This window comes from Bacillus pumilus, assembly GCF_038738535.1.
GTDB lineage: Bacteria > Bacillota > Bacilli > Bacillales > Bacillaceae > Bacillus.
Genome location: NZ_CP046128.1, coordinates 1163348 through 1186264, shown reverse-complemented (window position 1 = coordinate 1186264; position 22917 = coordinate 1163348). Strand labels below are relative to the sequence as shown.

Sequence of the window (22917 nt, the reverse complement as noted above, 5' to 3'; positions counted from 1 at the left end):
TTTCAAAACATATGACATACTTACTCAGTAGGGATAAAGACACTATACTTCCATGTATTTGATTTCACGGTATAATAAACACATCACAAAGGGGGAAGAATGATGAATCAGAAAAGCACCTTATTTTGGGAAACATATTGGGAAGAAAAATCAGAAAGTGCACCAATTGACGCGTCTGTTTCCGCTTGGGCATTTGGAGCAGACCCAGATCATTTGCTTGACCTTGTTCTGCGAGGGAAAAAAACAGCGACTTGTTCTGGACACCTTTTTTACGAAAAGGAACAGGAGCCGCTTCCAAAGGCAGGACAATATGCGGTCATTTTGGACAGCCATGACGAACCAAAAGCCATCATAGAGATCACGCATGTAGATGTCATGCCAATGAATGAGGTTCCAGAATCATTTGCACAAGCAGAAGGTGAAGGCGATCTTTCATATAACTATTGGTACAGAGCCCATCAAGAATTTTTTACAGAAGCACTCAAACCGTACGGATTAGAATTTAAAGAAGACATGCTCCTTGTTTGCGAGCGATTTAAACTTGTTTATTCAGCTTCTTAAGCTTTAAGCGGCGCCAAAAATGGACCGCTTTTTTCATTTCTTTTCTCCTTTCTGAAAAAGGTGTGTTGAGAACACATCTTTAGGTCAGAATAAGATCAAATAGAAAAAGTGAAGAAATTTTCGACTACACCTGTTTTTTTTCGACAAAAGAATATATAATTATTTGATGTGTGCATTGTCTCATTTATACAATGGAGGGTTTTTACATGTTAAAAAGGAAAAAAGACAAGTTTTCCGTCTTGTTAACGGAAATTGCTAAAAATTTAGATGAAACTGCTGAGTATTTTGTTAGCTATAAAGTAACAAATCAAACCACTCTGAAAGAATTTTCTGACACATTGAAGGAATATGAGACAAAAGGTGATAATCATGTTCATACTATGATTAAAGAGCTGAACAAAGCCTTTATTACACCGATTGAACGTGAAGACATTCTTCAATTGACGAATAGCCTCGACGATGTTTTAGATGGAATTGAGCATTTTTCAGCGACAATGGAAATTTATTCAATGACAAGCTCTGACGAACATATCGACAAATTCAGCCACTACATCAGAGAATGTGCAAAGGAAATTTTAATTACAATTGATTTACTGGCTGAAAATCGCTTAAAAGATATTCAACCACACGCAATCAAAATCAAAGAGATCGAGCATAATTGTGACAATCTTTATCGTAAATCACTAAAGAACTTGTTTGGAAAAGAAACTGATCCAATCAAGGTCATTCAATACAAAGAAATTTACGAAACACTTGAAGAAATCGCTGATTCCTGTCAAAGTGTTGCCAACAATCTAGAAACAATCATTATGAAGAATGCGTAACGGGGTTAGTTAAACATGGACACATTACTCATCCTTACCATATTTATTGTCATTTGTGCACTTGCTTTTGATTTCATCAACGGATTTCACGATACAGCAAATGCCATTGCCACTTCGGTTTCAACAAAGGCGTTAAAGCCTAGACATGCTATTATTATGGCAGCGTTCATGAACTTCTTAGGAGCAATGACATTTACAGGTGTGGCAAAGTCCATCACAAAAGACATCGCAGATCCTTTTACACTTCAAAACGGTTCTGTTGTCATTTTGGCTGCTTTAATTGCGGCCATTACTTGGAACTTGCTTACTTGGTATTACGGGATTCCGAGTAGTTCTTCACATGCACTGATCGGATCAATTGCAGGAGCTGTTATTGCCTCTGCTGGTTTTGGCGCTTTAAACTATTCGGGATTCATTAAAATCATTCAAGCACTATTGCTTTCACCTATCCTAGCTTTCGTATTGGGATATATCGTGTATACCATTATCAAATTTGTATTCAGAAACAACAATCTCGCAAAAACAAATAAACAATTCCGACGTGTTCAAATTTTAACTGCTGCACTGCAATCGTATACCCACGGAACAAACGATGCGCAAAAAGCGATGGGAATTATTACGATGGCTTTAATTGCAGGTAATTTGCATACAACAGACGACATTCCATTCTGGGTACAATTCTCTTGTGCGCTTGCAATGGGACTAGGTACTTCTATTGGCGGCTGGAAGATTATTAAAACAGTCGGCGGTAAAATTATGAAAATTCGTCCAGTAAACGGAGTATCTGCCGATTTAACGGGTGCAGCGATTATCTTCGGTGCGACATTTATTCACTTACCTGTTAGTACCACTCACGTGATCTCATCTTCTATTCTAGGTGTAGGTTCTGCACACAGAGTAAAAGGAGTAAACTGGGGTACGGCAAAACGCATGCTTGTCACTTGGGTGATCACATTACCGATTTCAGGAACTCTAGGGGCTCTTATATACTTTGTGTTAAATGCGATTATCTAATATCAAAGACCTGTCTGACAGGTCTTTTTTTATTTGCCCGCACACTTCAACACCTTGTTCCTACAAGCCATTTTTTCATGAAGCAGGGTTTCCAATCATATCCATAGAAATAAATAAGTATCCATCTGTCTATGGGAGAGAAGAACATGCTACTATTTTTTCAATTGACCGTGTGGTTATTGCTAGGTGCCCTTGCTGTATATGTATTTGCCGTATGGCGTTTTGAACAAAAAGTAAAAGAAAAGATGTTTGCCATTCGAAAAACGTGGTATTGGATTTATGTAGCTGGTGCTGTTGTGTACTGGACAAATGACCCTTCTTCAATCTTCACCGATTGGATGCACTACTTGATTATTGCTGTTTTTTTTGCATTAACCGATGCATTCATCTTTCTCAGCTCCTATATTAAAAAACTCGGAAATCACGAACTGGAAACCGACACCCACCAACTCCTAGAACAAAATAACGATCTACTTCATTCTTACCTCAACAAACTAAAAACGTACCAATACCTATTGAAAAACGAACCGATCCATGTATATTATGGAAGTGTAGAGGCATATATAGAGGGAATTGAACGGCTCATTTATTCTTTTGCCGACAAAATGAATATTCAAGCGGTTCTTTGTCCATACGATACGCAGGAACAAAAAGATGACCTGCTGCGGACACTTGACCAGCGAGCTCTTATTCAGGCGAAGCTTGACAGGCAGGAAGTCTATTACGATGATTTCGGCAAATTGGTGCTCATCCCGTTTTCTGTAGCAGATGATCACTTTGTCATTAAGCTCACCTCTGATGAGATTGTCACTGAGTTCGACTATTTATTAATGACGTCACTTACAACAATTTATGACCTAATCTTGCCTGACGAAGAGGAAGGTGATGAAGATGGACCACGCACTTCAAGGGAATAACAACAATCGCAAGAAAAACCCTTTTAAGATTTTAAAGAAAAAGCACCATATCAGTATGGCGGATTACAAAGTAAGCCCCCATACAGAGCGTATTTTCAAAAAGAATGAACAGCTCTTGGATGAGTATAAAAATAAAAGGGCTTGATTACACTAAAGGACGCGGAACAAAATCCGCGTCCTGTTTCCTTTTTTACATAAACTTGCATACAATAATCTATACGCTGCAACAATTGAGGTGCCAATAAATGAAAAAGAAAATCAAACAATTGAGATATGTTCAGTTTGCTGAATATAAGTCGTCGCCTTATATTCGTCGATTAAATGAACGAAGTGAAACAGTCATCCAATCATACAAACAGATTTTACATAAACTTGCATACAATAATCTATACGCTGCAACAATTGAGGTGCCAATAAATGAAAAAGAAAATCAAACAATTGAGATATGTTCAGTTTGCTGAATATAAGTCGTCGCCTTATATTCGTCGATTAAATGAACGAAGTGAAACAGTCATCCAATCATACAAACAGAAACACTCACTTATTTAACAGCTCCAGAAGCTTTTCCTTCGTTTTAGAGCCGTATACCCCATCACTTGTCAGACCATTCATCAGCTGAAAACGCGCTACGGCGTTCGCCGTTTTTTCTCCGAAAACTCCGTCGATCCCTTTATTTGCAGCTGCTTTATCAGGATAAAAATAAACAGCAGCAAGCGCTTGTTGAACGAGGCGTACGTGCTCTCCCTTTGTCAATGGAGACGTCACCTTTAAAACCCCATCTGGCAGCTCATACATGCTCTTTGCATCGTTACGATAAATTTTGAGAACCTGTCCAATTTGAATCTTATTCGGATCACTAATGTCATTCCACTTCTGTAAATCTTGAACTGTGACCCCATGAGCTTTCGCAATACTCGTTAACGTATCTCCGCTTTTCACGACATACGTGATGACCGGCTCCGGATCTTCTGCCGTTTCAATCCCTTTTTTAAATTCATCCCATGTAGAAAGAAGCTGGCGTGGACATGCTTTTCCAGACCAGTACTGATGTGTGACCACGTTTGCTAGCGGAATGTGATGTTCTTTTAATAGCTTTTGAATAAGCCATTGTGCATGTTTGACCGCTTGCTGAAAATTTCCATCTTCATTCTCACAAATTTCAATTCCGATCGACTTCCGGTTACCATTCCCATGTCCATCCCCTGCATGCCAGCCATTTTCATTTAACGGCAGATGCTGAAATATTTCATGATCATCCACTGTAAAATGCCAGCTCACCTCTGTCGCTGGGCGTTTTACATAGGCCGCATGACTTTTCGCATCCGCTCCCTTTGACGTGTTTGCTGTGTTATGCACCGTCACATACTCCGGTGTCATCGCATATCCTGGGCGGTTTCCGTTTCCAACTGGAATAAAATCTTGATAAATTTGTACCATGTTCTGCACTCCCTTTTGCTAGATTGAATTGATCTTTCTCATCAATCGGTGGCGTTCGTAAGACAATACTTGTTTGTTTTCATGAGAAGACTATGGTAAAATTTGAATTCAATCACTCTTTTTAGTAGTGGAAAGTGCAAAAATACAGAAAAAAACAGGAATTACTTCCATTTTTCCTTGAATTTATGTTAAAATTGTTAAAAATAAGCCGATATAAAAAGTAAGTAATAGCTCAATTAGCTATTTAGTCCTATATGGACTTTTCTTTTACGCCAAAAATAGAACATACGTTTGTATGGAGGTTTTTTAAATGACTGGTTTTTTAACCCATTTAGAAGAAGATATTAAGCGGTTATATGCTCAATTACAAATAAGCGGTCCTGCTTATAGAGAGATGCAAAGGATCGCTTCTGAATTTCATGTATGGGTCCACTACGAGGAGACTGGCAGCATGATGATCCAGCATCAAGGTCTTTACAGTATTATATTAAACAGATCCCTATCATCTGAAGAACAATGGCAGGATTTTGCCCACGAGCTTTGTCATGTGCTAAAGCATACAGGCAATCATTTCAAAATGAACAAACTTTTTCGAGAACTGCAGGAGTTTCAGGCAAAACAATTCATGTATCACTTTTGTGTTCCAACCTTTATGCTGCTGCAAATGAAGCTTCCAACCCTTCGGCAGCAAGCCATTTTGCATATTGCTCAAACGTTTCACGTCACCAGAGCTTTTGCTGAAAAGCGGCTTGCCTTATTCGAACAGCGAAAAACAGGCATTCGCTTTCAACAGGAGTTTACGTCTTATTTAATGAAAGCAGAAAGGGTCGCTGAAAAAGAAGCCGTTTATCAAACGTAAATACTCGGACATAAAACGATAAAAGTTTATTCATAAAGGGCTAATACTTGTTTGAGTACATTTGTGTACCGGTAAAATTGTTCAGTTTGTGTATCACGCCGGTAGCGACGCCTAAAGTCTTGAAAAAATGCTCTTCTTTGCGCCTGACTAATTTCAAGTTGTACACTTTTTCCCGTCAGACATTGGTTATTAATATTATCAGGATGTGTTCCAGAAAAACGATCAGATTCAGATAGCAGCAATGCGTGAAAGCCATTTAGCGTTAAACGTTTCACAGTTTCTGCCGCTCTTTCTCTGTCCGTACCTCCCACTAACGTTTGAAGCACCTCTGTTTCTCCGTAGCCATGGAGTGCAAACGTATAATGATGGTTATGCACATAAGAAAGGCAAACCGGCTCATCAAAACGTGTACTTGTAATATGAAGAACATGATTGCCTTTTACTTTAAGGCCTTCAAATAAATACATAGAATAATCACTTGCTATTTCATGAATGAGCTCACTCACGCCGGATTCAATTCCTCCGGCATGAGGCGACAAAACCAGAAGCTGGTCACCTTTCCGCTCGTGAAGAATTCGATAATCAATTCCTATTCTTTCATGAGCGGAAAGCTCTTCATAACTTTGATACGTATCGATGATTTGTCTCATGTCATCTGCCCCATTTCTCTATATGAGCATAAGTCTACTGATCCCTTATTCTTTTGTAAAGAGGTTTCGAATCAAATATACCACTTGAATTCTTCCTTAAATTTTCCTTACATTTACGGCTTTCTGTTGAATTTTGAGAAAAAATGACCGATAATTGAAATGAATAGAACTTTTGGACTATATGAATCTTTTTGTATTCTCTCTCATAAATTAGAAATATTGTGATCTACATCTGGAGGAATTTTTCATGTTAAAAAAGAAAACCACCCTCATCCTTATCATCTTGCTCCTTAGCTTCGCTGGCATTATTTATTGGAAATGCTTCTCTCTTCAAGGCGTGTCTCACGGAACATTCATCCGCTCGATGTCATCACCTGACGGAATGTACATCATCAACACCTATCAGCATAGCGGAGGAAAGCTAAAGGAAAACGCAGTTAGAGCAGAAATTGAAAACAAACTGACCCACCGTAAGAAGACGATTTACTGGAAATACCCTGACAAAGACCCTCTCATCAAATGGAAAAACGGACAGCTTGTTCAAATTGGACATGAGTTTTTAAATGTGGTGAAGGGCGACACGTATGATTATCGCTTTGATCAGAACAAGAGAAAATAGCGCATCAAAAAAACGAATCCCTCTTGGATTCGTTTTTTACGTTGACATCACATGCTGCATGAATTCTTTCATTTCTTTACTTACGATCGTCAATCGTTCCACAATTTCGCTAAACTCTGTTACAAGTAAAGCCTGTTCCGATGAAGAACCTTTCATGTGGTCCATACTTTCAAGTAATGTATGTATATTGGAGGAAATTCCTTGTAATGAGCTTTCGATGTTTTCTGTTGCACGTGAAGTTTCACTTGAAAGCTTTTGAACCTCACTTGCTACAACACTAAAACCAGCTCCCTCTTTTCCTGCCCTGGCCGCTTCAATTGACGCATTCAATCCTAGCAAACTCGTTTGTTTCGAGATGCCTTTAATCATTTTTGTAATATCGGCTGTTTGTTTCGAGCTTTCAAGTGTTTGCTGCGTTTGTAAGGTCATCTCCTCACTTGTAGCAGAAAGCTCCTCTGAATGTGCCGCCACCACGTGCACCTTTTCTTGAATACTTTGAATAATGTCATTTAATGATTCCATATACGCTTCAAGCTCTATTTGATTTTTGAGCGGAAATCCTAAAGCGAGGGCACCAATCACTTGCCCATTTTCATCAAAAATTGGTAATCCCATTGCATTTAATGGTACTCCATACACTGATTCAGGTACAAACATACTTGATGTCTCACCTCTCAGCGCTTTTTTCATATTCAGATCATCTGGTTTAATATGTTCACCAGCTCGAATTTGAAAATCAACATCTTTCGATGGCAAATACAGCAAAAATTTCTCTCGGTCAATGATACCCATCGTCACTTCATTTTTTAAAATCTGCATCATATAAGGTGCTGCTGTCACAATACTCTGTAGTATATCCAATTTCTCTACCCCCTTATGTTATTTATCGGTCGTCCTTCTTAAAATAATAGTTATTTTTTAAAAATAATGATGATGATTAAAGTTATTTCTCATATGTACGAGTAAAAAGAAGGAGATTCCCTCTCTATATTCAACAAAACGAAAATTTGCTATAATTTAAGCATCAACATATGATGAAATGGTCATGTAATCATTTTACATATTCATTGGAGGCGCATGTTGTGAGACAACCTATGACATATGAGCAGGCGATCGCCATTGGCGGCGGTATGACGGGAATGCTCGCTGCAAAAGTTTTATCAATGTTATCAACTTAGAACAGCTGCATGTCATGATTCAAGCCGACGCCTCTGGAGAAACTGCTGAATGGTGGAGTCAGTGGGATAAAGAGGATGATGAAAGCAATCGAGCTTTTTTCCATGAAGCGGTTCCTGACTTTCGTTTGCAGCACCTGTTTTCATTAGATTGAAACAAAAAAAGCCCCTTAGTGGGGCTTTTTCATTAACGTAATAATTGAAGAACGTTTTGCGGCTGTTGGTTTGCTTGAGCTAGCATCGCTTGAGACGCTTGAGAAAGAATGTTGTTCTTTGTGAACTCACTCATTTCTTTCGCCATGTCAACATCACGAATACGAGACTCAGCAGCTGTTAAGTTTTCAGCAGAAGCACCAAGGTTGTTGATTGTATGCTCTAGACGGTTTTGTACAGCACCAAGTGCTGAACGTTGTTTAGATACTGCGCCGATTGCTTCATCAATTTTTGCTACTTCGACGTCAAAATCAAAACCATCTTCATTCACTTTAATATCTTTGACAGTCAAGGTTTCAGCGTCCATTTTGCCGATCTGTACGTTGATATTTTGCTCAATGTTTGCGCCAATTTGAAATTGGAATCCATCTTCAACGCTACCATCCAACAGATTCTTTCCGTTGAATGCTGTACGCTGAGAAATCCCATCAATTTCATCTACCAAAGCAGTGAGCTCTTCTTGAATCGCTGTTAAATCTTCTGTTTGTTGAGTCCCAACGTTACCCGCTTGAACTGTTAATTCACGCATACGTTGAAGGATCGCATGTGTTTCAGTTAATGCACCTTCAGCTGTTTGAATAAGAGAGATACCATCTTGTGCGTTTTTAGATGCCATTTCTAATCCGCGGATTTGTCCACGCATTTTTTCAGAGATTGCTAGACCTGCTGCGTCATCTCCTGCACGGTTGATGCGAAGACCAGAAGACAGCTTCTCCATGTTCTTTTGCCCTGCTCCATTGTTTGCAGACAAACGGTTCAGTGTGTTAAGTGCTGCGATATTGTGGTTAATTCTCATTTCCTATTACCTCCATGTGTTTGAACCAATTGAACATCCTTGTCCAAAAGTTCTAAATTAGAATTTTTTTGTAAGCCTTACAATCCATTTATCGAACCTGTATGGAATTTGTTTAACAAAAAAGGAATAAATAAGGAATAAGTCTCATTCATTATGATCGTTTCGCTAGAGTATGCCAAATTTAAAGGTCATTTTTCATGTTTCATCAGAGGGATTTAAGAATCATAAGACTGGAGAAAATTCGAAGAAAAATGCACATAAAAAAAAGCCCCATATAGGGGCCTTTCATTAACGTAGTAATTGAAGTACGTTTTGTGGCTGTTGGTTCGCTTGTGCAAGCATTGCTTGTGAAGCTTGAGAAAGAATGTTGTTCTTTGTGAACTCACTCATTTCTTTCGCCATATCAACGTCACGGATACGAGACTCAGCAGCTGTTAAGTTTTCACCAGAAGCACCAAGGTTGTTGATTGTGTGCTCTAGACGGTTTTGAACTGCACCAAGTTTACCACGCTCAGAAGATACTTTATTGATTGCAGCATCTACTTTGTCTAATAAAGCATCTGTATTAGCAGCTGTAGCAGTTGTTACAACATAATCTGCTTTCAACATATCAAGACCAGTAGCAGCAGTACCCATGTTACCAATATTAACAGTTAATTGTTGAGTTTTGTTAGCACCGATTTGGAAAGTAAATCCATCTGTAGCCGTACCATCAAGTAATTTTTTACCGTTGAATGCTGTACGATTAGAGATACCATCTACTTCATCTAAAAGGTTGTCGATCTCATCTTGGATTGCTTTAAGATCTGTAGTTGCATCTTGCGTACCAGTGTTACCCGCTTGAACAGTTAGTTCACGAACACGTTGAAGGATTGAGTGAGTTTCAGTCAATGCACCTTCAGCTGTTTGGATAAGAGAAATACCGTCTTGTGCGTTTTTAGATGCCATTTCTAATCCGCGGATTTGTCCACGCATTTTTTCAGAAATCGCAAGACCTGCTGCGTCATCTCCTGCACGGTTGATTTTAAGACCAGAAGAAAGCTTCTCCATGTTCTTTTGGCTTGAAGCGTTGTTTGCAGACAAACGGTTTAATGTGTTAAGTGCTGCGATATTGTGGTTAATTCTCATTTCCTATTACCTCCATGTATTTGGGACCTGACAGACGTCCTTGTCTGAAAAAAGTCCGTTATTCTAGGGCTTATCAACCCTGACAATTCTATTATCGGACGTGTTTATAGGATGTTTAGCAGATTTTTAAAAAAATATCGCATTTTTCTCATGACGTTAATCCTAATTTTAACAATCCTATAAAAACAAAAGCTGCTGATCTATAATCAGCAGCTCTATCGTTTTATGATATCAGTATTGCTTGATATCAAACATTAAGATATTTGGATACACCACATAATCCTTCTTACTTGCGAAAGGACCTTTATTGTGTTCATCATTGATTTCATAGAAGTTCATACCAATTCCAAAGCTTCTTTCTTTATACCAGTTAAGAAAATCGTTGATTTCTTTCGTTGATAGCAAATAATCCTTTTGCAGTCCGTTTATCATGGTAATTGAAAGTATACCTTTTGATGCTTCTTCACCAGGTTTTGTTCCGTCTTGATCTTTCGGTTCTTCGCTTGTTCCATCATCTGGTTTTGTTCCATCTTGATCTTTTGGTTCTTCTGTTGTACCATCACCTGGCTTTGTCCCGTCCTGATCTTTCGGTTCTTCTGTTGTTCCGTCATCAGGCTTTGTTCCGTCCTGATCTTTCGGTTCTTCTGTTGTTCCGTCATCAGGCTTTGTTCCGTCCTGATCTTTCGGTTCTTCTGCTGAACCATCGTCTGGCTTTGTTTCACCTTCAGCAATTTGCAAGTCTTTTAATGAGATAGAGATTACTGATTTGAAGTTGCTTTTAACGTATTTAAAATTATAATATTCTTTGAAATTCCTTCCACCTATGATATATATCATCCCATCAAGTGTTACAGCACTTGATCCAACTCTAGCTTCAGGCAATTCATTTATACTTTTTTTTACAGAATTAGAATCCACATCATAATACTGTGTATATGGTAATATTGGGCTGGATCTGTCAACGCTATGCTGACCGCCTACCATAAATAATTTTCCCTGATATGTTGTAAACGCTGCTCCTACTTGATAAAACTCCAACTTTGATTTTGTTCGTACCCACTGATTTGTTTCAATGTTATATTCATATATTTGGGTATTTTGGGTTCCTCTATATCCGCCTGTAGCATAAATTTTATTGTTAATGACTTCTGACATAGACATCCCAGTAAAACTCTGAGGAAACATTTTTAATTGTTGCCATTTATCCGTTTTTGTATCATAACTGTAAAAATTATGTTCTTGATGAGGACTTTTACTCGTTGCAAGAATATAAATTTTTCCGTTTTCTCCAGTCGCAATAATATCTCCATTTGTCACAGCAAAAGTTGGTATTAGGATTGGTTTTTCCGACCATGTATCGGATTCTGTATCATAAATATCAATCGTTTTTGTGCTATCTTGATATGCTCCTCCAATGACATATACTTTTTTACCTATCGCCACTGCCGCGCTATCTGTTCTTTCTCTTGGCATATCAGCTTTTGAGATCCACTCATTTTTGTGAGGATCATACATGTAGGTATTTTTATTACTATGTGATTTTTCACTACTTCCCCCAAAAACAAAAATCTTTCCATCTACTACTGCGGAACTAGAATGAAGTCTCTCTTCTGGTAAGTCCGCTCGCTTCGTCCAGCCATTTGTCTCTGCTGCATGAGCTTTTAACGGATGAATTGTAACCATCATAAAAATGGTCAAAAGCACTAACAATAATCCTTTTTTCATCGTTTCTTTCCCCCATATCTTGAATTTCCCTCCTTTTATCGACATATTTGTAATAAAATTTAATTTTTATCATAATAAGCATTTCCCTCTATTTCCCCTCACACATACATCACCGGCGTCGATATTTTAATAATCTTTCCGCCTCGACGATAAAACCTTGGGACGCGGCGGCTTAAGGTGGCGATGACTTCGTAGTTGATTGTATTGAGCATTTCAGCAATTTCATCAACAGAAATTTCTCCGTCTTTTTGACGACCATATATGACGACTTCCTCGCCTTGCTTTGCTTTCATTTCTCCTAAACTGATCATCGTCATATCCATTGTGACTCGGCCAGCAATCGGCATTCGTTTGCCGCGGAAAAGCATAAATCCCCGATTTGATAAAGCACGTGAGTACCCATCTGCGTAACCGATCGGTATGGTGGCAATGATTTCATCAGGTTTTGCTACATAAGTTGCACCATAGCTGACGGTCCTTGGCTCTGTCACCATTTCCTTCACGAACGCAATCCTTGCTTTTAAACTGAGAGCGGGCTCTAGCTGAACAGCGTCTAAGCTTTCAATGTATTGCGAGGGATACAGCCCATATAGCCCGATGCCCAGCCGAATCATATCGGCGCTAAATTCAGGGAACGCGATGGCAGCCGCTGTATTGTTCATATGTACGGTCGGCAGCTTAATTCCTTGTTTTTTCAAAAACCGAAGAAAATCAATAAAAATGCTGTGCTGCAGCAGCGTGAAATCAGGGTCAGGCTCATCTGCAGTGGAGAAATGCGTAAAAATCCCGTCCCATCTAAGATTTCCACTCTTTTCAAGTGCTTCCACCACTCCTAACAGCTCTTCCTTCGTTCGTACACCTAATCGCCCCATCCCTGTGTCGACATTGACATGAATCCCAAGCCGGCGCTGACTATCTTCTTCCGCTAAGATCTCATTTGCTTCAACAATCCAGTCTTCTCGAAGGCCGGAGAGGTCAATTCTCCAGGCCGCAGCCCTTTTCACACAATCTAGCGGGGTAAATCCAAGAACCAAAATCGGCGCTTCAATTTTTGCTCTTCGCAATACAATGCCTTCCTCCAAACTAGCAACTGCGAGCTCCGTCGCACCGCTTTCCAGTGCCTGCCGCGCTACCTCCACTGAACCGTGTCCATAAGCATTCGCCTTCACGACAGCCATGATCTTACTTTTCCTCGGAATATGCGCTTGAATGGCCCCGATATTTCTTTTAATCGCGTCAAGGTTGACTTCGATCCAAACTTCCCTGCAAAGCTTTTTCATTTATTTTTCCTCCTCATCACATGAGAGTTCTTTCTATCTTCATGTTCGCTTTCGCGTCTAGTCTATCTTTATTCATTTTTGAGAAAAACATTCAACTACAATGACCGGACCAGCTTTTCTTGGGTACACATAAAAAAAAGAAACCACATCAAACTGTGATTTCTTCTCTATGAGCGATGATATTCAATTTCATCCGCAGATTTCATCATTGCATCAATATCATGATAAATCTCCTGCAAATTTTCCCGTTCAGTTAAGTATTGAGCGTTGCTTTTACGAACAGGTCCATCAAATTGCAAGAAGTTGATCGTGATCGTTGATGATTCTTGATCATTCATAGTTAATCTTAATTCAAGCGTCGAGACCTCTTCTTTATCATCACTCTCAGCTGAATAATCAATCGGCACACCATCTTCTAATATCTCAACTTGTTTCAAATCTTTCAAGGAAAGCTCAGTGACTGCAAATCTATATTTTCTAGATGACCCGCCAGGTTGATGTTCAATAAAGCGCATTTTCTCTAGCTCATCATCAATCGCAAATCCCTTATCAACCTGCTCTGAAAAGATATATGCAGATGCCTGAAATCCATCTTCGTGAAAAAACATCATCATCTTATCTAATAATATGTTGGGATCATTCTGTTCTTTTCGTCTTTGTAATCTACCGGCTATGAATAAAATGACCAGTCCTCCGATGATGCTGAGAGCCGTCCCCAGTCCATTTCCTACTTCTACGAAAACAGTAAAACCTAAAATAGCAATCATAAAAGCAATGACAATGCCTATGATGAATATCACACAATGCTCCTCCTATCATGACCCTTCATTTATAGTTTAGCCTTAGTATAGCATTTGAAGCAACGAGTCCTAGATGATTTAACCATAAAAACAGACCATAAAGGTCTGTTTTCATTGACGTTCGATAAATTGTCTAAAAGATAGGCAGTAAGAATTCACACACCTTATCTTCGCCTTCCTCTTCTCTATATCGCTCTATAATAGGGGCTTGACGCATGTTCAATTGATTGTTCTGAATATAGTCAGGTAATTGACACCAAAACAAATTCACTTTTTCAGTTGTATGCGTCACTGTAAAAACAGCATACTTTCCTCCTTCAAAATAACCAGTCTGAACCATTTGATTATTTGAGAAATCTCTATTTGTCATGATCATGAGGTCATATCTGCATTTTCCAGGTAAAGTCCTTGCAGGATCATCTTGAGGAACACCGTATATGCCATGTTTCTTTAATTCATCATTTAATTGATGTTGGTTGATCCATTTTTTAAAATGCTTCATCATCTCTATATTCTTTTTGCTTCCATATGGTCCTATATTTCTCATATACACCATCTTCATATTGCTTAATATTTCAATTTTGCAATTCATGATTTCCCTCCAACTCTTATTGGAAGATTGGCCAATCATTCCTTACATACAACGGTAACATCCTTTAAAATATAATACAGCAGGTGATTAAAAATAATTGAATGTATGATGGAAAAACATAACAAGATTTCAATCTTTTAAAACAAAAAAGAACGGACATTGTCCGCCTAGTTGCTTTTTCTGAAGACTTAACATTGAGAAAAGCGACAATTAAATAAAAAAAGCCATTGAACAGGCTTTTTAAGTTTAAGCAAAATAACCGATACTTGATGTATGTCCTCTTTGGGCTTCATTATGGATATCGTTTGATGAAACATAACTAAAAGCACCTAACACACTGACAATTATTAATACGGTTGCTACTGACTTAAATTTCATAAAGACAGTCTCCCCTTTTAATTTGGTGTTGGAAATATAGAATCTTCTCATAAAATTCGTTTGAGCGTTCTATATCTCCTGCTTTATTATAATGCTTCACTGCATCTTTCGCTAAATCTTCAAGATTTGCAAAAAAAGACTTTGATTCCAAATAAGCCATTGACTCTTTTATACGATTTTCATTGTTATCAATATAAAGTGATCTCAACATAACGAATGTATTGATAAAAATATCATCCTTTAATTTTTCAGCTAATTCAAGTCCATAGTTTAATGCATATAAACCTAAATCTCTCTGATCATTTTTAAAATATGATTTTGTCAACATGACCAGCGGATCAAGAATTTTATTTAAATGCTCATATCCCTGTTCTTTAAACGAATGAATAGATTCATTAAAATATTTAATTGCAGTTGAAAGATCATTGTTATGAAAATAACTCAACCCTAAATTATAAAGTGCTGATCCTTTTAATCGTTTTGTTGAGTTGTCGGCGGCTTTTTCTAGTGCGTGTTGAAAATGGGGTATTGCTTTTTCGGGGCAGCCCATATCTATATAGTTTAATCCAATGACAAAAGAACATTGGATTTCTCTTACTGTGTATGTATCTTTTTCTCGATAACATTCTATTGCCTGTGCGATATGGTGCATCGACATATGGGTTTGTTTCATGTGGTAATAGATTTCTGCCATCTTGTAATTGAACTCGGCACGTTCAATATCGTCGCTGACAAGAGACAGCTTTTTTTCTGCCCGCTTATAGAAGGTAATCGCATTGAGGTATTCGTAGTTTTCAAATTCGTACATGCCGTAGAAAAAATTGAAGTAATACTCGAGCAATCCTGTTAATTTCTCTTGATCCCTTTTGATCTTCATTGCGAGTTCCCTAAAGTTCGCCCGCTCTTTCCCATTTTCTAAAGGATTCAAGTAATCAAGCATTAATTTATGTCTGAAGTCCATAAGTGAGAAATACAATAATAAATCCTGATTCTCTTCCATATGATCAAGCATTGATTTGATTTCTTCTTTATATGCCTCGGCGTCCGGTACGTTAAATCTTTGAATATGATAATACCATTCATTGATTTTCAAGCCGACGTGAGAAGAAAGCACTTTCTCCATCCGCCCTTACCCCTTCCTCTATTTTCCCTATAATGACATATATTATCATTTTGTGAATCGTCCGACACCGAAAAGAAACCGCAAAAATAAGAAAAAAAGCTCCTGTAAAGAAGCCATGTGAGTGATCGTAATTTTGATAAGAAGGAATAACTGGGCTCGAATCAGCGCCCCCTGTTCTCTCTGAAATAAGATGATACAATCAAGTTTAGTTCTAACGAAATATGTACATCGTATATCCTTCACGTCATACTTGTTTTAATCGTTTCCATTTACGAATTTGAGTACGGAAATTTTTAAAAGGAGCAACGGTATTCACATGAATAAATTTATAAACTGGCCAAACAGCCTTTGCTGTCGCATCATCCGCCCATTTTCGTTGATGAGGTTCAAACACTTCTTCTTCACTCATACGATCCAACATATCACAAATAGTTAAAACATTCTGTTTGAGCTGAGCTCTTAATGCGACTAGTGATTGGCAGGCATACTTCTCATTAAAAAGAGAATATAATGTGCCAAGCTGATTCCATTTATAACCTTCTGCTGGCGTATGGACAACCTTTCCTTCAGTTTCGTGTTGCTCCCATTGAAGCAGCAGGGTTGTCCAACCAACTTGATAGGCCAAATTTTCTGCAGGAGTTCGGCTTACATCCTCTATTCGATCATCTTTCATTTCTTCTGGAATCATATTGAATTCTTCATCGTATTGATTGTACGTCTTCATGATTGCTTGCTTTAAAATGTCTTTCGACTCATAGCTTGTCATATTATTCACCTCTAGTTCTTTTTATGCAAATTTTTCTCGGAACATATCTTGCAAAAATAACTGGAGCTCATGATACTGAATTATTCTATCGCCTTCTGTTTTACAGTCTCTATTATAATCAAACTCTTAATCGAGCAAAAAAGCAATAGCATTTCTAGTTAAATGAAAGTATCACTGGTGTTTACTCCTAAAACAACAAAAGAGAGACAATACTTGCCTCCTTTAGGTGACTCTATTATTTTGTGAAATATTCCATTATTGCGCAAACTCAATAAAGAAAAGCTATAAAAGCGGCTGCGAAAAATGAAGACATTCCTTACGTTCCATCATAAACAAGCACCCAGTATCTCTCCCCAGGCTCCCCTTCTTAAGCAATAAAACCTCCCCGTTTTGATTGAAATGTGAAGCTGCATGATTTAACTCGACACATCTTCCTCTTTTCTACCTAATTTCATTGATAACTGAACGCCAATCATCAATGAGACAATGACGAGCATTGCAACAATGGAAGCTTGAAAATGTCCGCTTAGATCGAAAACCAAGCCAATGAAAAACGGACCAAACCCGCCCATGATGTATCCGCCCATCTGCGACATAGCGGACCATGTACCAGCCTCCTCCGGTGTACGCGTCTCAATAATGGGCAGCATAAGTGCTAAGGGAAATAATCCACCTGCCCCAATCCCTAGAAAAATGACGGCTGGCAAAATAGGCATTGGAAGTAGAAGGAAAATAAGGCCGATCAGCTCTGACACGCTGCATAAAATCAGAAATAATTTCGGTTTTCCTAAGCGAGTGACGACTCCTGGAACGAGTAGTGCCACCGGAATCTGAATCAGTGTAAATATCGTCAGCAGCATGGCGGCATACTGTGGACTATTTCCAAAACTAAGGGCGATGGGTGAAATCCATGCTGTTAACGAATAGAACATGCTGGACATAAAGCCAAAGAACAAGGTGAATTGAATGGCTTTTTTGTTTCGCAGCGGCAGCCTTAGCGGTAAAACTGCATGATCAGCCTGTTGTTTTTTCCGAGCCAGCCCTAGCCATAAGATTAATGCGATCATCCCTAAAACCGCCCAGCAAGACAAGGCGAGCGGAAGGTTATGCTCACTGCGAAGATATATCGGAATGGTGAAGCCAGAAGCAAGTGCTGCCCCAATCGTCATCGAAATAGAATAGACACTCACAATCCCCGGGCTTTTCGGAAAATACTTTTTGATAAAACTAGACAATAAAGGTCCTGCAAAGCTAATCCCAACGCCTCCTGCAAATGCAGTGATGAGAAGGACGGCAACCGTTTGACTCGTCCCACGTAGTCCAGTAGCGATTGTGATGAGAAGAATCGAGAAAAAAAGCGTTCTCTCTAAACCAAAACGGCGGCTTAGTTTAGTTGCTACAGGTGCAAACACCCCCATGCACAAGACCGGTAAAGTGGTTAGAAGACTTGCTGTCAGCGCACTGACTCCAAGGTCTGTTTGGATCATGCTCATCATAGAAGCCACGGACGTAATGATTGGGCGCAAGTTTAATGCAGCTAAAAATAAAGCGGCTAAATAAAATATTTTTTTCATCAATGCTCTTCTTCCTCTCTCATCTTGTTGAAGTTACTTTGAGTATAAATCTGCCGCATTCATTGATCAATACAATAATTCGTATTATGATGATAGTAAAAAACTATTATTTATGAAAGGATGACAAATGGATACTCGTCATATTACATATTTCATGGCTGTATTCGACCATTTACATTTCACAAAAGCTGCTGAGCAATTAGGGATATCACAGCCTACATTAAGCCAGCAGATCCGGCTGCTTGAAGCTGAAGTTGGGATGCCGCTCTTTGATCGAATCGGTAAAAAAGTCGTTGCAACTGAAGCGGGTTCTCTGCTTTATCAATATGGTATGAAAATGCTTCAAGCTGAAAGAGATGCGAAAAATGCGATGAAAGAACTGTTATCTGAAAAACGAGGAAACGTTCGACTTGCAGTACTCCCCTCCGATCTTGACTTTCAGCTTGTTCCGCTATTTGTAGAATTTAAAACACTTTATCCTGAAACCAATCTGAAAGCATATTCAACGATCTACGTTCGTGAAGAAGTACTGTCGCATAAAGTGGATCTCGGCATCGGGCTGCGAGGGCCTGCGGATAAGCGTCTCGTTCAAATTCCACTTGGAAGTGAGCCCTACGAATTATTTGTTCATTCAGAAAGTGATCTAGCCCAAAAGAGTGAAGTGACATTGGAAGAGCTGATGCAGCATGCTTTGGTCATGTATCCGAAGGGATATCTAGGAAGGGATTTAGTAGATGACGTATGTAAAGAACAGGGTGTTGAACTAGACACTGTCATGGAGGTTGGGTCCGCATCTTCATTATTGCAGCTGGTTGAAGCCGGCATCGGTGCAACCATTCAGCCGCGAGGATTGCTGCAATACCATTCGACGTGGCCAAATATTGTTTCGATTCCTATTGCTGATCCGGCACCTGTTCGTCACTTAGAATTAACTTATTATGCAGATCGATTTGTCAGTAAAGCACAGCAGCAGCTATCTGAATGGCTGATAGACTTTTTCAAATCAAAAACAAACTAAAAAATGAGGGTAAAACATGAAGAATGCAAACAGCATATTCACAAGGACAAACCGGTAGTTATTCGTCAATTTGATCTGCAAGATATTGAAGCATTTTATCAGTACCGAGCAAATCCCTCTATTGCAACATATCAATCTTGGGAAAACTATACGTACGAAGAAGCTGAATCATTTGTTTAACATCAAAAAAAACCTAATCAACCGGGGACATGGTTTCAATACGCTATTGCCTTACCTGAATCCAATCAACTGATAGGAGATTGCGCAATTCACACACTTGCCAGTGAGCCCAGAAACGTTGAAATCGGATTTACTCTCCCACCTGAATTTCAAGGAAAGGGCTATATTCACGAAGCCTTGAGTTCAATGATCGAATATATTTTCACTACACTGGACAAGTATAAAATCATTGCCTTTACTGATGTGCGCAATGAAAAATCTATTCAAGTGCTGGAACGTTTAAAGATGAGACGCGAAGGACATTTACTTCAAAATTATATGTCAAAAGGACATTGAATTGATGAATATCAATATGCGATTCTTCAATCGGAGTGGGCCGCTAAGCGCCATTAAAAGACGCTTTTGATAAACCTTCTATATACATATAGAACTTTTCTATAACGATCACCATGCTTTCTTTTTTTATAATAGAAAAAAAAGAAATGTGGTGGCGTATATGTCTATAACGATCGGAATTATGGGCGGGATGGGTCCTTTAGCAACGATAGATCTGATGAAAAAAATCATTTCACATACTCCAGCGATAAAAGATCAGGATCATCTCCATGTGATTGCTGATAATTATCCTCAAATCCCTGATAGAACCAATGCCATATTTGGGAAAGGCGAAGATCCTACAGATGATATGATTTCATCAGCTAAGAGATTAGAACGTGCAGGAGCGGACTTTATTCTCATTGCATGCAATACCGCTCACTTCTTTTTAGAAAACGTACGACATTCCACTCATATCCCTATCATGAATATGCCATTAGAAACCGCAAATTACCTGAACAAACATCACTATACATCTGTGGGCTTACTATGTACTGATGGAACATTAAAAACCCAGCTCTATCAAAAGGCTTGTGCTCATCACAAGATTGACGTCATGACTCCTAGTGAAAATCTTCAGAAAAACGTTATGAATGGGATATATGCGGTGAAAGCAGGAAAATTAAGTAAAGGCGAAAGTGAATTGGCGTTAGCTGCAGAAATTTTAATCAATCAAGGGGCAGAAGCCATCATAGCCGGCTGTACAGAAATCCCCTTAGTCCTAAGGTCAACTAAAGATGTGAAAATGATTGACCCTACTGTCATTTTGGCGAAAGAAGCTGTAAAATTAGTGTATGAGCTTGAAAAGCTAAACATTTAAAGAACGCAACATAAGGGGATAAAATGAATATTGAGAATATAGAAGCGTTTATTTATGTATGCCAGCTAGGCAGTATCAATAAAGCTGCGGAAGCACTGTATTTAACCCAGCCTTCTGTTTCGGCACGTATTCAATCGTTAGAAAAAGAATTAGACCTGAAATTATTTGATAGGCAGAGAAATAAGCTGTCTCTGACGGAAAAAGGTGAACAGTTTTACCCGCATGCCAAAAAGATCCTCCATTCTTATCAAGAAGCAAAGCATAGTCTCAAACAAACGATGATCCCTTATGAATTGACGATTGGATGCGCATCCTCTATTTCCAATAATCTATTGCCTAACATATTGCCTGCCCTGAAAGAAAAATACGAAAACCTGAAAGTGAAAATTGTAACAGGACATTCAAAGGATGTTGTTCAAAAAGTCATCAACAATCAAGTGGACTTTGGGATTGTCAGGACTGAAACACATCCTCAAATTGAATCGATCCCTATTTTCAGTGATCCTATCGGGCTGTTCGTCCCAACTCATCACCCGCTTGCCAGCCTTGACAACATCAATATGAAAGAACTAGAAGAACAGCCTTTTATTTTCTTTGACTATGGGTCATTTGATTGGCTGATGCTCCACCGATTATTTCAAAAGAACAACATCACACCGAACATTTCCATTGAGGTTGATCATATGGAAACCGCAAAAAATTTAGTGCTGCAAGGAATGGGGCTATCGTTTCTACCTCATCATTGCGTTAGAAATGAGGTAGAACAAGGAACATTAAAACAAATTTCAATCGATCCATCCATCAATTTCAACATCAATATCGAGTTCATTTATAAAAAGGGAAAATCCAAATCAGTTTTCATTGATCAGCTCAAACAGTTTTTTCATGAATTAGATTAAAAAAAGCCCTTTTCAGGGCTTTTTTTGGATACGTTCTGATTGATTATCTTTCGTTTGCCAACATGTATGCTGCAGTTTCATGCATATCTTTCAATCCTGATCTCTGTGCGTACTCGGCCACAGTGATCGCACTTGTAGTCAGAAGCTCTTTTATATGTTCATCCATTCTTGACCAAGTTCTCCCGCCTGCTTTTTCATACGCATGGATAAGTTTTGTTAATCCTTCTTTCCCAAAGAGAAGTTGATGCGACAAAAAGTCTGCAGATACATCACCAACCCCCACTTCAGACCAATCAATAACACCCGTAACACATTGATTTTCATCAATCAGAATGTGGCCAGGATGTAAATCTCCATGCTTCACCCCCACGAAAGGCGGCCATAAAGAATCTTTAGCTAGCCATGCTTGCCAGCGCTCCCATAAACCGCTGTTAATGGTGTATTGCGATTTGACACGTTCCATTCGCTGTTTCATTGATGCTCTTAATTCATGAGCACTGAGCATCTCCACTCCGATCGTTTTAAAAGGCTGTTGATCTAAGGAATGTACATTCGCTAAAACGCTTCCTAATGATTCATAATAAGCTTGTGGTACATTCGTTTGATCAAAACTCCACACATAAGATTGCTGTTCCACATCAATACTAGCCGCCGGTACACCCTCTAATTGTTTATAAGCAATCAGACTTTCTGTAAAAATAGACCACTTAGGGACCTGAAAGTGAACCTGCTTACTAATGTGATCTAATGTCTTTTTTTCTTGTAAGGCATGTTTCATTGATTCAGGTCTGCGAGGCATTCTTAATATCCATTGATCACCATGTAAATCTTCGACATGTGCGACACGGAAATCAACACCTGATTCATTTATTTTGATGGTATTCTCTAAAATCTCTAATCCGTGATGATTGGCTAATTGCTTTAAATCTAGTCTATTCATATTCTTTTCCTCCAATTGCTCATTTATTCATGATCAACAGGCGTTAAGAAAATCATCAAAAAAACCACAAATAGGCTGCTATCTGTGGCTAGAGTAAACACGGCTAGACTCATATCTCTCTTTATATCAATAAAAAATTACAAAAAAAGACAGAAACGATATCTGTCTGTCTTCAAGTAAAGTTACATACTTGACCGCTGAAGATGTTTAAAAATGTGCAGACTACCCCGTTTACTCTGTTTGATGAAAACAGA

General features: G+C 38.7%; 25 protein-coding genes and 1 pseudogene. 13 read left to right on the top strand and 13 right to left on the bottom strand.

What is annotated here, in order from left to right; translation table 11 throughout:
• Positions 1–102 precede the first annotated feature (102 nt).
• The 6 genes from GKC25_RS05810 (at position 103) to GKC25_RS05785 (ending at position 3865) form a co-directional block, all read left to right on the top strand.
• Positions 103–561, top strand: coding sequence for an ASCH domain-containing protein (locus GKC25_RS05810; RefSeq protein WP_060596067.1), 459 nt, complete (start codon positions 103–105; stop codon positions 559–561).
• 206 nt (positions 562–767) lie between these two features.
• On the top strand, positions 768–1385 hold the full coding sequence (locus GKC25_RS05805) for a DUF47 domain-containing protein (protein ID WP_003212390.1): 618 nt from the start codon (positions 768–770) through the stop codon (positions 1383–1385).
• A 15-nt stretch (positions 1386–1400) separates the two neighbouring features.
• The gene (locus tag GKC25_RS05800; RefSeq protein ID WP_034663089.1) at positions 1401–2399 is read left to right on the top strand and encodes an inorganic phosphate transporter; all 999 of its coding nucleotides are present in this window, start codon (positions 1401–1403) and stop codon (positions 2397–2399) included.
• A gap of 146 nt (positions 2400–2545) precedes the next feature.
• On the top strand, positions 2546–3316 hold the full coding sequence (locus GKC25_RS05795) for a type II toxin-antitoxin system SpoIISA family toxin (RefSeq protein ID WP_034663092.1): 771 nt from the start codon (positions 2546–2548) through the stop codon (positions 3314–3316).
• Positions 3285–3461, top strand: a complete 177-nt coding sequence (locus GKC25_RS05790) for a type II toxin-antitoxin system SpoIISB family antitoxin (protein WP_080869520.1) — start codon at positions 3285–3287, stop codon at positions 3459–3461. Before GKC25_RS05795 ends, GKC25_RS05790 begins: the two co-directional genes overlap by 32 nt.
• A 272-nt stretch (positions 3462–3733) precedes the next feature.
• Positions 3734–3865: a hypothetical protein gene (locus tag GKC25_RS05785; RefSeq protein WP_262417150.1), complete on the top strand. Its 132-nt coding sequence runs from the start codon at positions 3734–3736 to the stop codon at positions 3863–3865.
• Here the strand turns inward: GKC25_RS05785 and GKC25_RS05780 are convergent.
• A complete protein-coding gene (locus GKC25_RS05780) occupies positions 3854–4753 on the bottom strand; it encodes an N-acetylmuramoyl-L-alanine amidase (protein WP_187704457.1) in 900 nt (299 codons plus the stop codon). The genes GKC25_RS05785 and GKC25_RS05780 overlap by 12 nt on opposite strands.
• 310 nt (positions 4754–5063) lie before the next feature.
• On the opposite strand from GKC25_RS05780, the gene GKC25_RS05775 reads away from it, so the two are divergent.
• A complete protein-coding gene (locus GKC25_RS05775) occupies positions 5064–5612 on the top strand; it encodes an ImmA/IrrE family metallo-endopeptidase (protein ID WP_095285040.1) in 549 nt (182 codons plus the stop codon).
• 26 nt (positions 5613–5638) lie between these two features.
• On the opposite strand, the gene GKC25_RS05770 is transcribed toward GKC25_RS05775, so the two are convergent.
• The gene (locus GKC25_RS05770; protein ID WP_106041633.1) at positions 5639–6262 is read right to left on the bottom strand and encodes a poly-gamma-glutamate hydrolase family protein; all 624 of its coding nucleotides are present in this window, start codon (positions 6260–6262) and stop codon (positions 5639–5641) included.
• 247 nt (positions 6263–6509) lie between these two features.
• Between GKC25_RS05770 and GKC25_RS05765 the strand changes: the two genes are divergently transcribed.
• The gene (locus GKC25_RS05765) at positions 6510–6881 is read left to right on the top strand and encodes a DUF5412 domain-containing protein (protein ID WP_034663103.1); all 372 of its coding nucleotides are present in this window, start codon (positions 6510–6512) and stop codon (positions 6879–6881) included.
• Positions 6882–6917: 36 nt separating this feature from the next.
• Here GKC25_RS05765 and GKC25_RS05760 read toward each other — a convergent pair whose 3' ends face one another.
• Positions 6918–7742, bottom strand: a complete 825-nt coding sequence (locus GKC25_RS05760) for a methyl-accepting chemotaxis protein (RefSeq protein WP_095285039.1) — start codon at positions 7740–7742, stop codon at positions 6918–6920.
• A 331-nt stretch (positions 7743–8073) separates the two neighbouring features.
• On the opposite strand from GKC25_RS05760, the gene GKC25_RS05755 reads away from it, so the two are divergent.
• A complete protein-coding gene (locus GKC25_RS05755; protein ID WP_262417149.1) occupies positions 8074–8211 on the top strand; it encodes a hypothetical protein in 138 nt (45 codons plus the stop codon).
• A gap of 32 nt (positions 8212–8243) precedes the next feature.
• Here the strand turns inward: GKC25_RS05755 and hag (GKC25_RS05750) are convergent, their stop codons facing one another.
• The 9 genes from hag (GKC25_RS05750) to GKC25_RS05710 all read right to left on the bottom strand — a co-directional run bounded on the left by hag (GKC25_RS05750) (position 8244) and on the right by GKC25_RS05710 (position 18431).
• Positions 8244–9065 carry a flagellin Hag gene (gene hag / locus GKC25_RS05750; RefSeq protein ID WP_044141245.1) on the bottom strand — a complete coding sequence of 274 codons (822 nt, stop codon included), beginning with the start codon at positions 9063–9065 and terminating at the stop codon, positions 8244–8246.
• Positions 9066–9353: 288 nt separating this feature from the next.
• Positions 9354–10193 (bottom strand): flagellin Hag, encoded by an 840-nt coding sequence (gene hag, locus GKC25_RS05745; RefSeq protein WP_095285038.1) that lies wholly within the window; start codon positions 10191–10193, stop codon positions 9354–9356.
• Between the two features lie 231 nt (positions 10194–10424).
• Positions 10425–11918, bottom strand: coding sequence for a Kelch repeat-containing protein (locus GKC25_RS05740; RefSeq protein ID WP_187704456.1), 1494 nt, complete (start codon positions 11916–11918; stop codon positions 10425–10427).
• A 98-nt stretch (positions 11919–12016) separates the two neighbouring features.
• Complete coding sequence (gene alr / locus GKC25_RS05735) at positions 12017–13198, bottom strand: alanine racemase (RefSeq protein WP_034663119.1); 1182 nt, start codon at positions 13196–13198, stop codon at positions 12017–12019.
• 167 nt (positions 13199–13365) lie between these two features.
• Positions 13366–13998, bottom strand: coding sequence for a hypothetical protein (locus GKC25_RS05730; protein WP_106037838.1), 633 nt, complete (start codon positions 13996–13998; stop codon positions 13366–13368).
• Positions 13999–14131: 133 nt separating this feature from the next.
• Positions 14132–14590: an AraC family transcriptional regulator gene (locus tag GKC25_RS05725; protein WP_106037839.1), complete on the bottom strand. Its 459-nt coding sequence runs from the start codon at positions 14588–14590 to the stop codon at positions 14132–14134.
• A gap of 367 nt (positions 14591–14957) precedes the next feature.
• Positions 14958–16091 carry a Rap family tetratricopeptide repeat protein gene (locus tag GKC25_RS05720; RefSeq protein ID WP_187704455.1) on the bottom strand — a complete coding sequence of 378 codons (1134 nt, stop codon included), beginning with the start codon at positions 16089–16091 and terminating at the stop codon, positions 14958–14960.
• 244 nt (positions 16092–16335) lie between these two features.
• The gene (locus GKC25_RS05715) at positions 16336–16857 is read right to left on the bottom strand and encodes a ClbS/DfsB family four-helix bundle protein (protein ID WP_060596056.1); all 522 of its coding nucleotides are present in this window, start codon (positions 16855–16857) and stop codon (positions 16336–16338) included.
• A gap of 416 nt (positions 16858–17273) precedes the next feature.
• On the bottom strand, positions 17274–18431 hold the full coding sequence (locus GKC25_RS05710) for a CynX/NimT family MFS transporter (RefSeq protein ID WP_187704454.1): 1158 nt from the start codon (positions 18429–18431) through the stop codon (positions 17274–17276).
• 127 nt (positions 18432–18558) lie between these two features.
• On the opposite strand from GKC25_RS05710, the gene GKC25_RS05705 reads away from it, so the two are divergent.
• The 4 genes and pseudogenes from GKC25_RS05705 (at position 18559) to GKC25_RS05690 (ending at position 21723) form a co-directional block, all read left to right on the top strand.
• Positions 18559–19449, top strand: coding sequence for a LysR family transcriptional regulator (locus GKC25_RS05705; protein WP_106041620.1), 891 nt, complete (start codon positions 18559–18561; stop codon positions 19447–19449).
• Between the two features lie 16 nt (positions 19450–19465).
• Positions 19466–19965, top strand: a pseudogene (locus tag GKC25_RS05700) (GNAT family N-acetyltransferase).
• A 160-nt stretch (positions 19966–20125) separates the two neighbouring features.
• The gene (locus tag GKC25_RS05695) at positions 20126–20824 is read left to right on the top strand and encodes an aspartate/glutamate racemase family protein (protein ID WP_187704565.1); all 699 of its coding nucleotides are present in this window, start codon (positions 20126–20128) and stop codon (positions 20822–20824) included.
• Positions 20825–20847: 23 nt separating this feature from the next.
• Positions 20848–21723 carry a LysR family transcriptional regulator gene (locus GKC25_RS05690; protein ID WP_034663143.1) on the top strand — a complete coding sequence of 292 codons (876 nt, stop codon included), beginning with the start codon at positions 20848–20850 and terminating at the stop codon, positions 21721–21723.
• A 43-nt stretch (positions 21724–21766) separates the two neighbouring features.
• On the opposite strand, the gene GKC25_RS05685 is transcribed toward GKC25_RS05690, so the two are convergent.
• Complete coding sequence (locus tag GKC25_RS05685; protein ID WP_034663146.1) at positions 21767–22663, bottom strand: macrolide 2'-phosphotransferase; 897 nt, start codon at positions 22661–22663, stop codon at positions 21767–21769.
• Between the last annotated feature and the right edge of the window lie 254 nt (positions 22664–22917).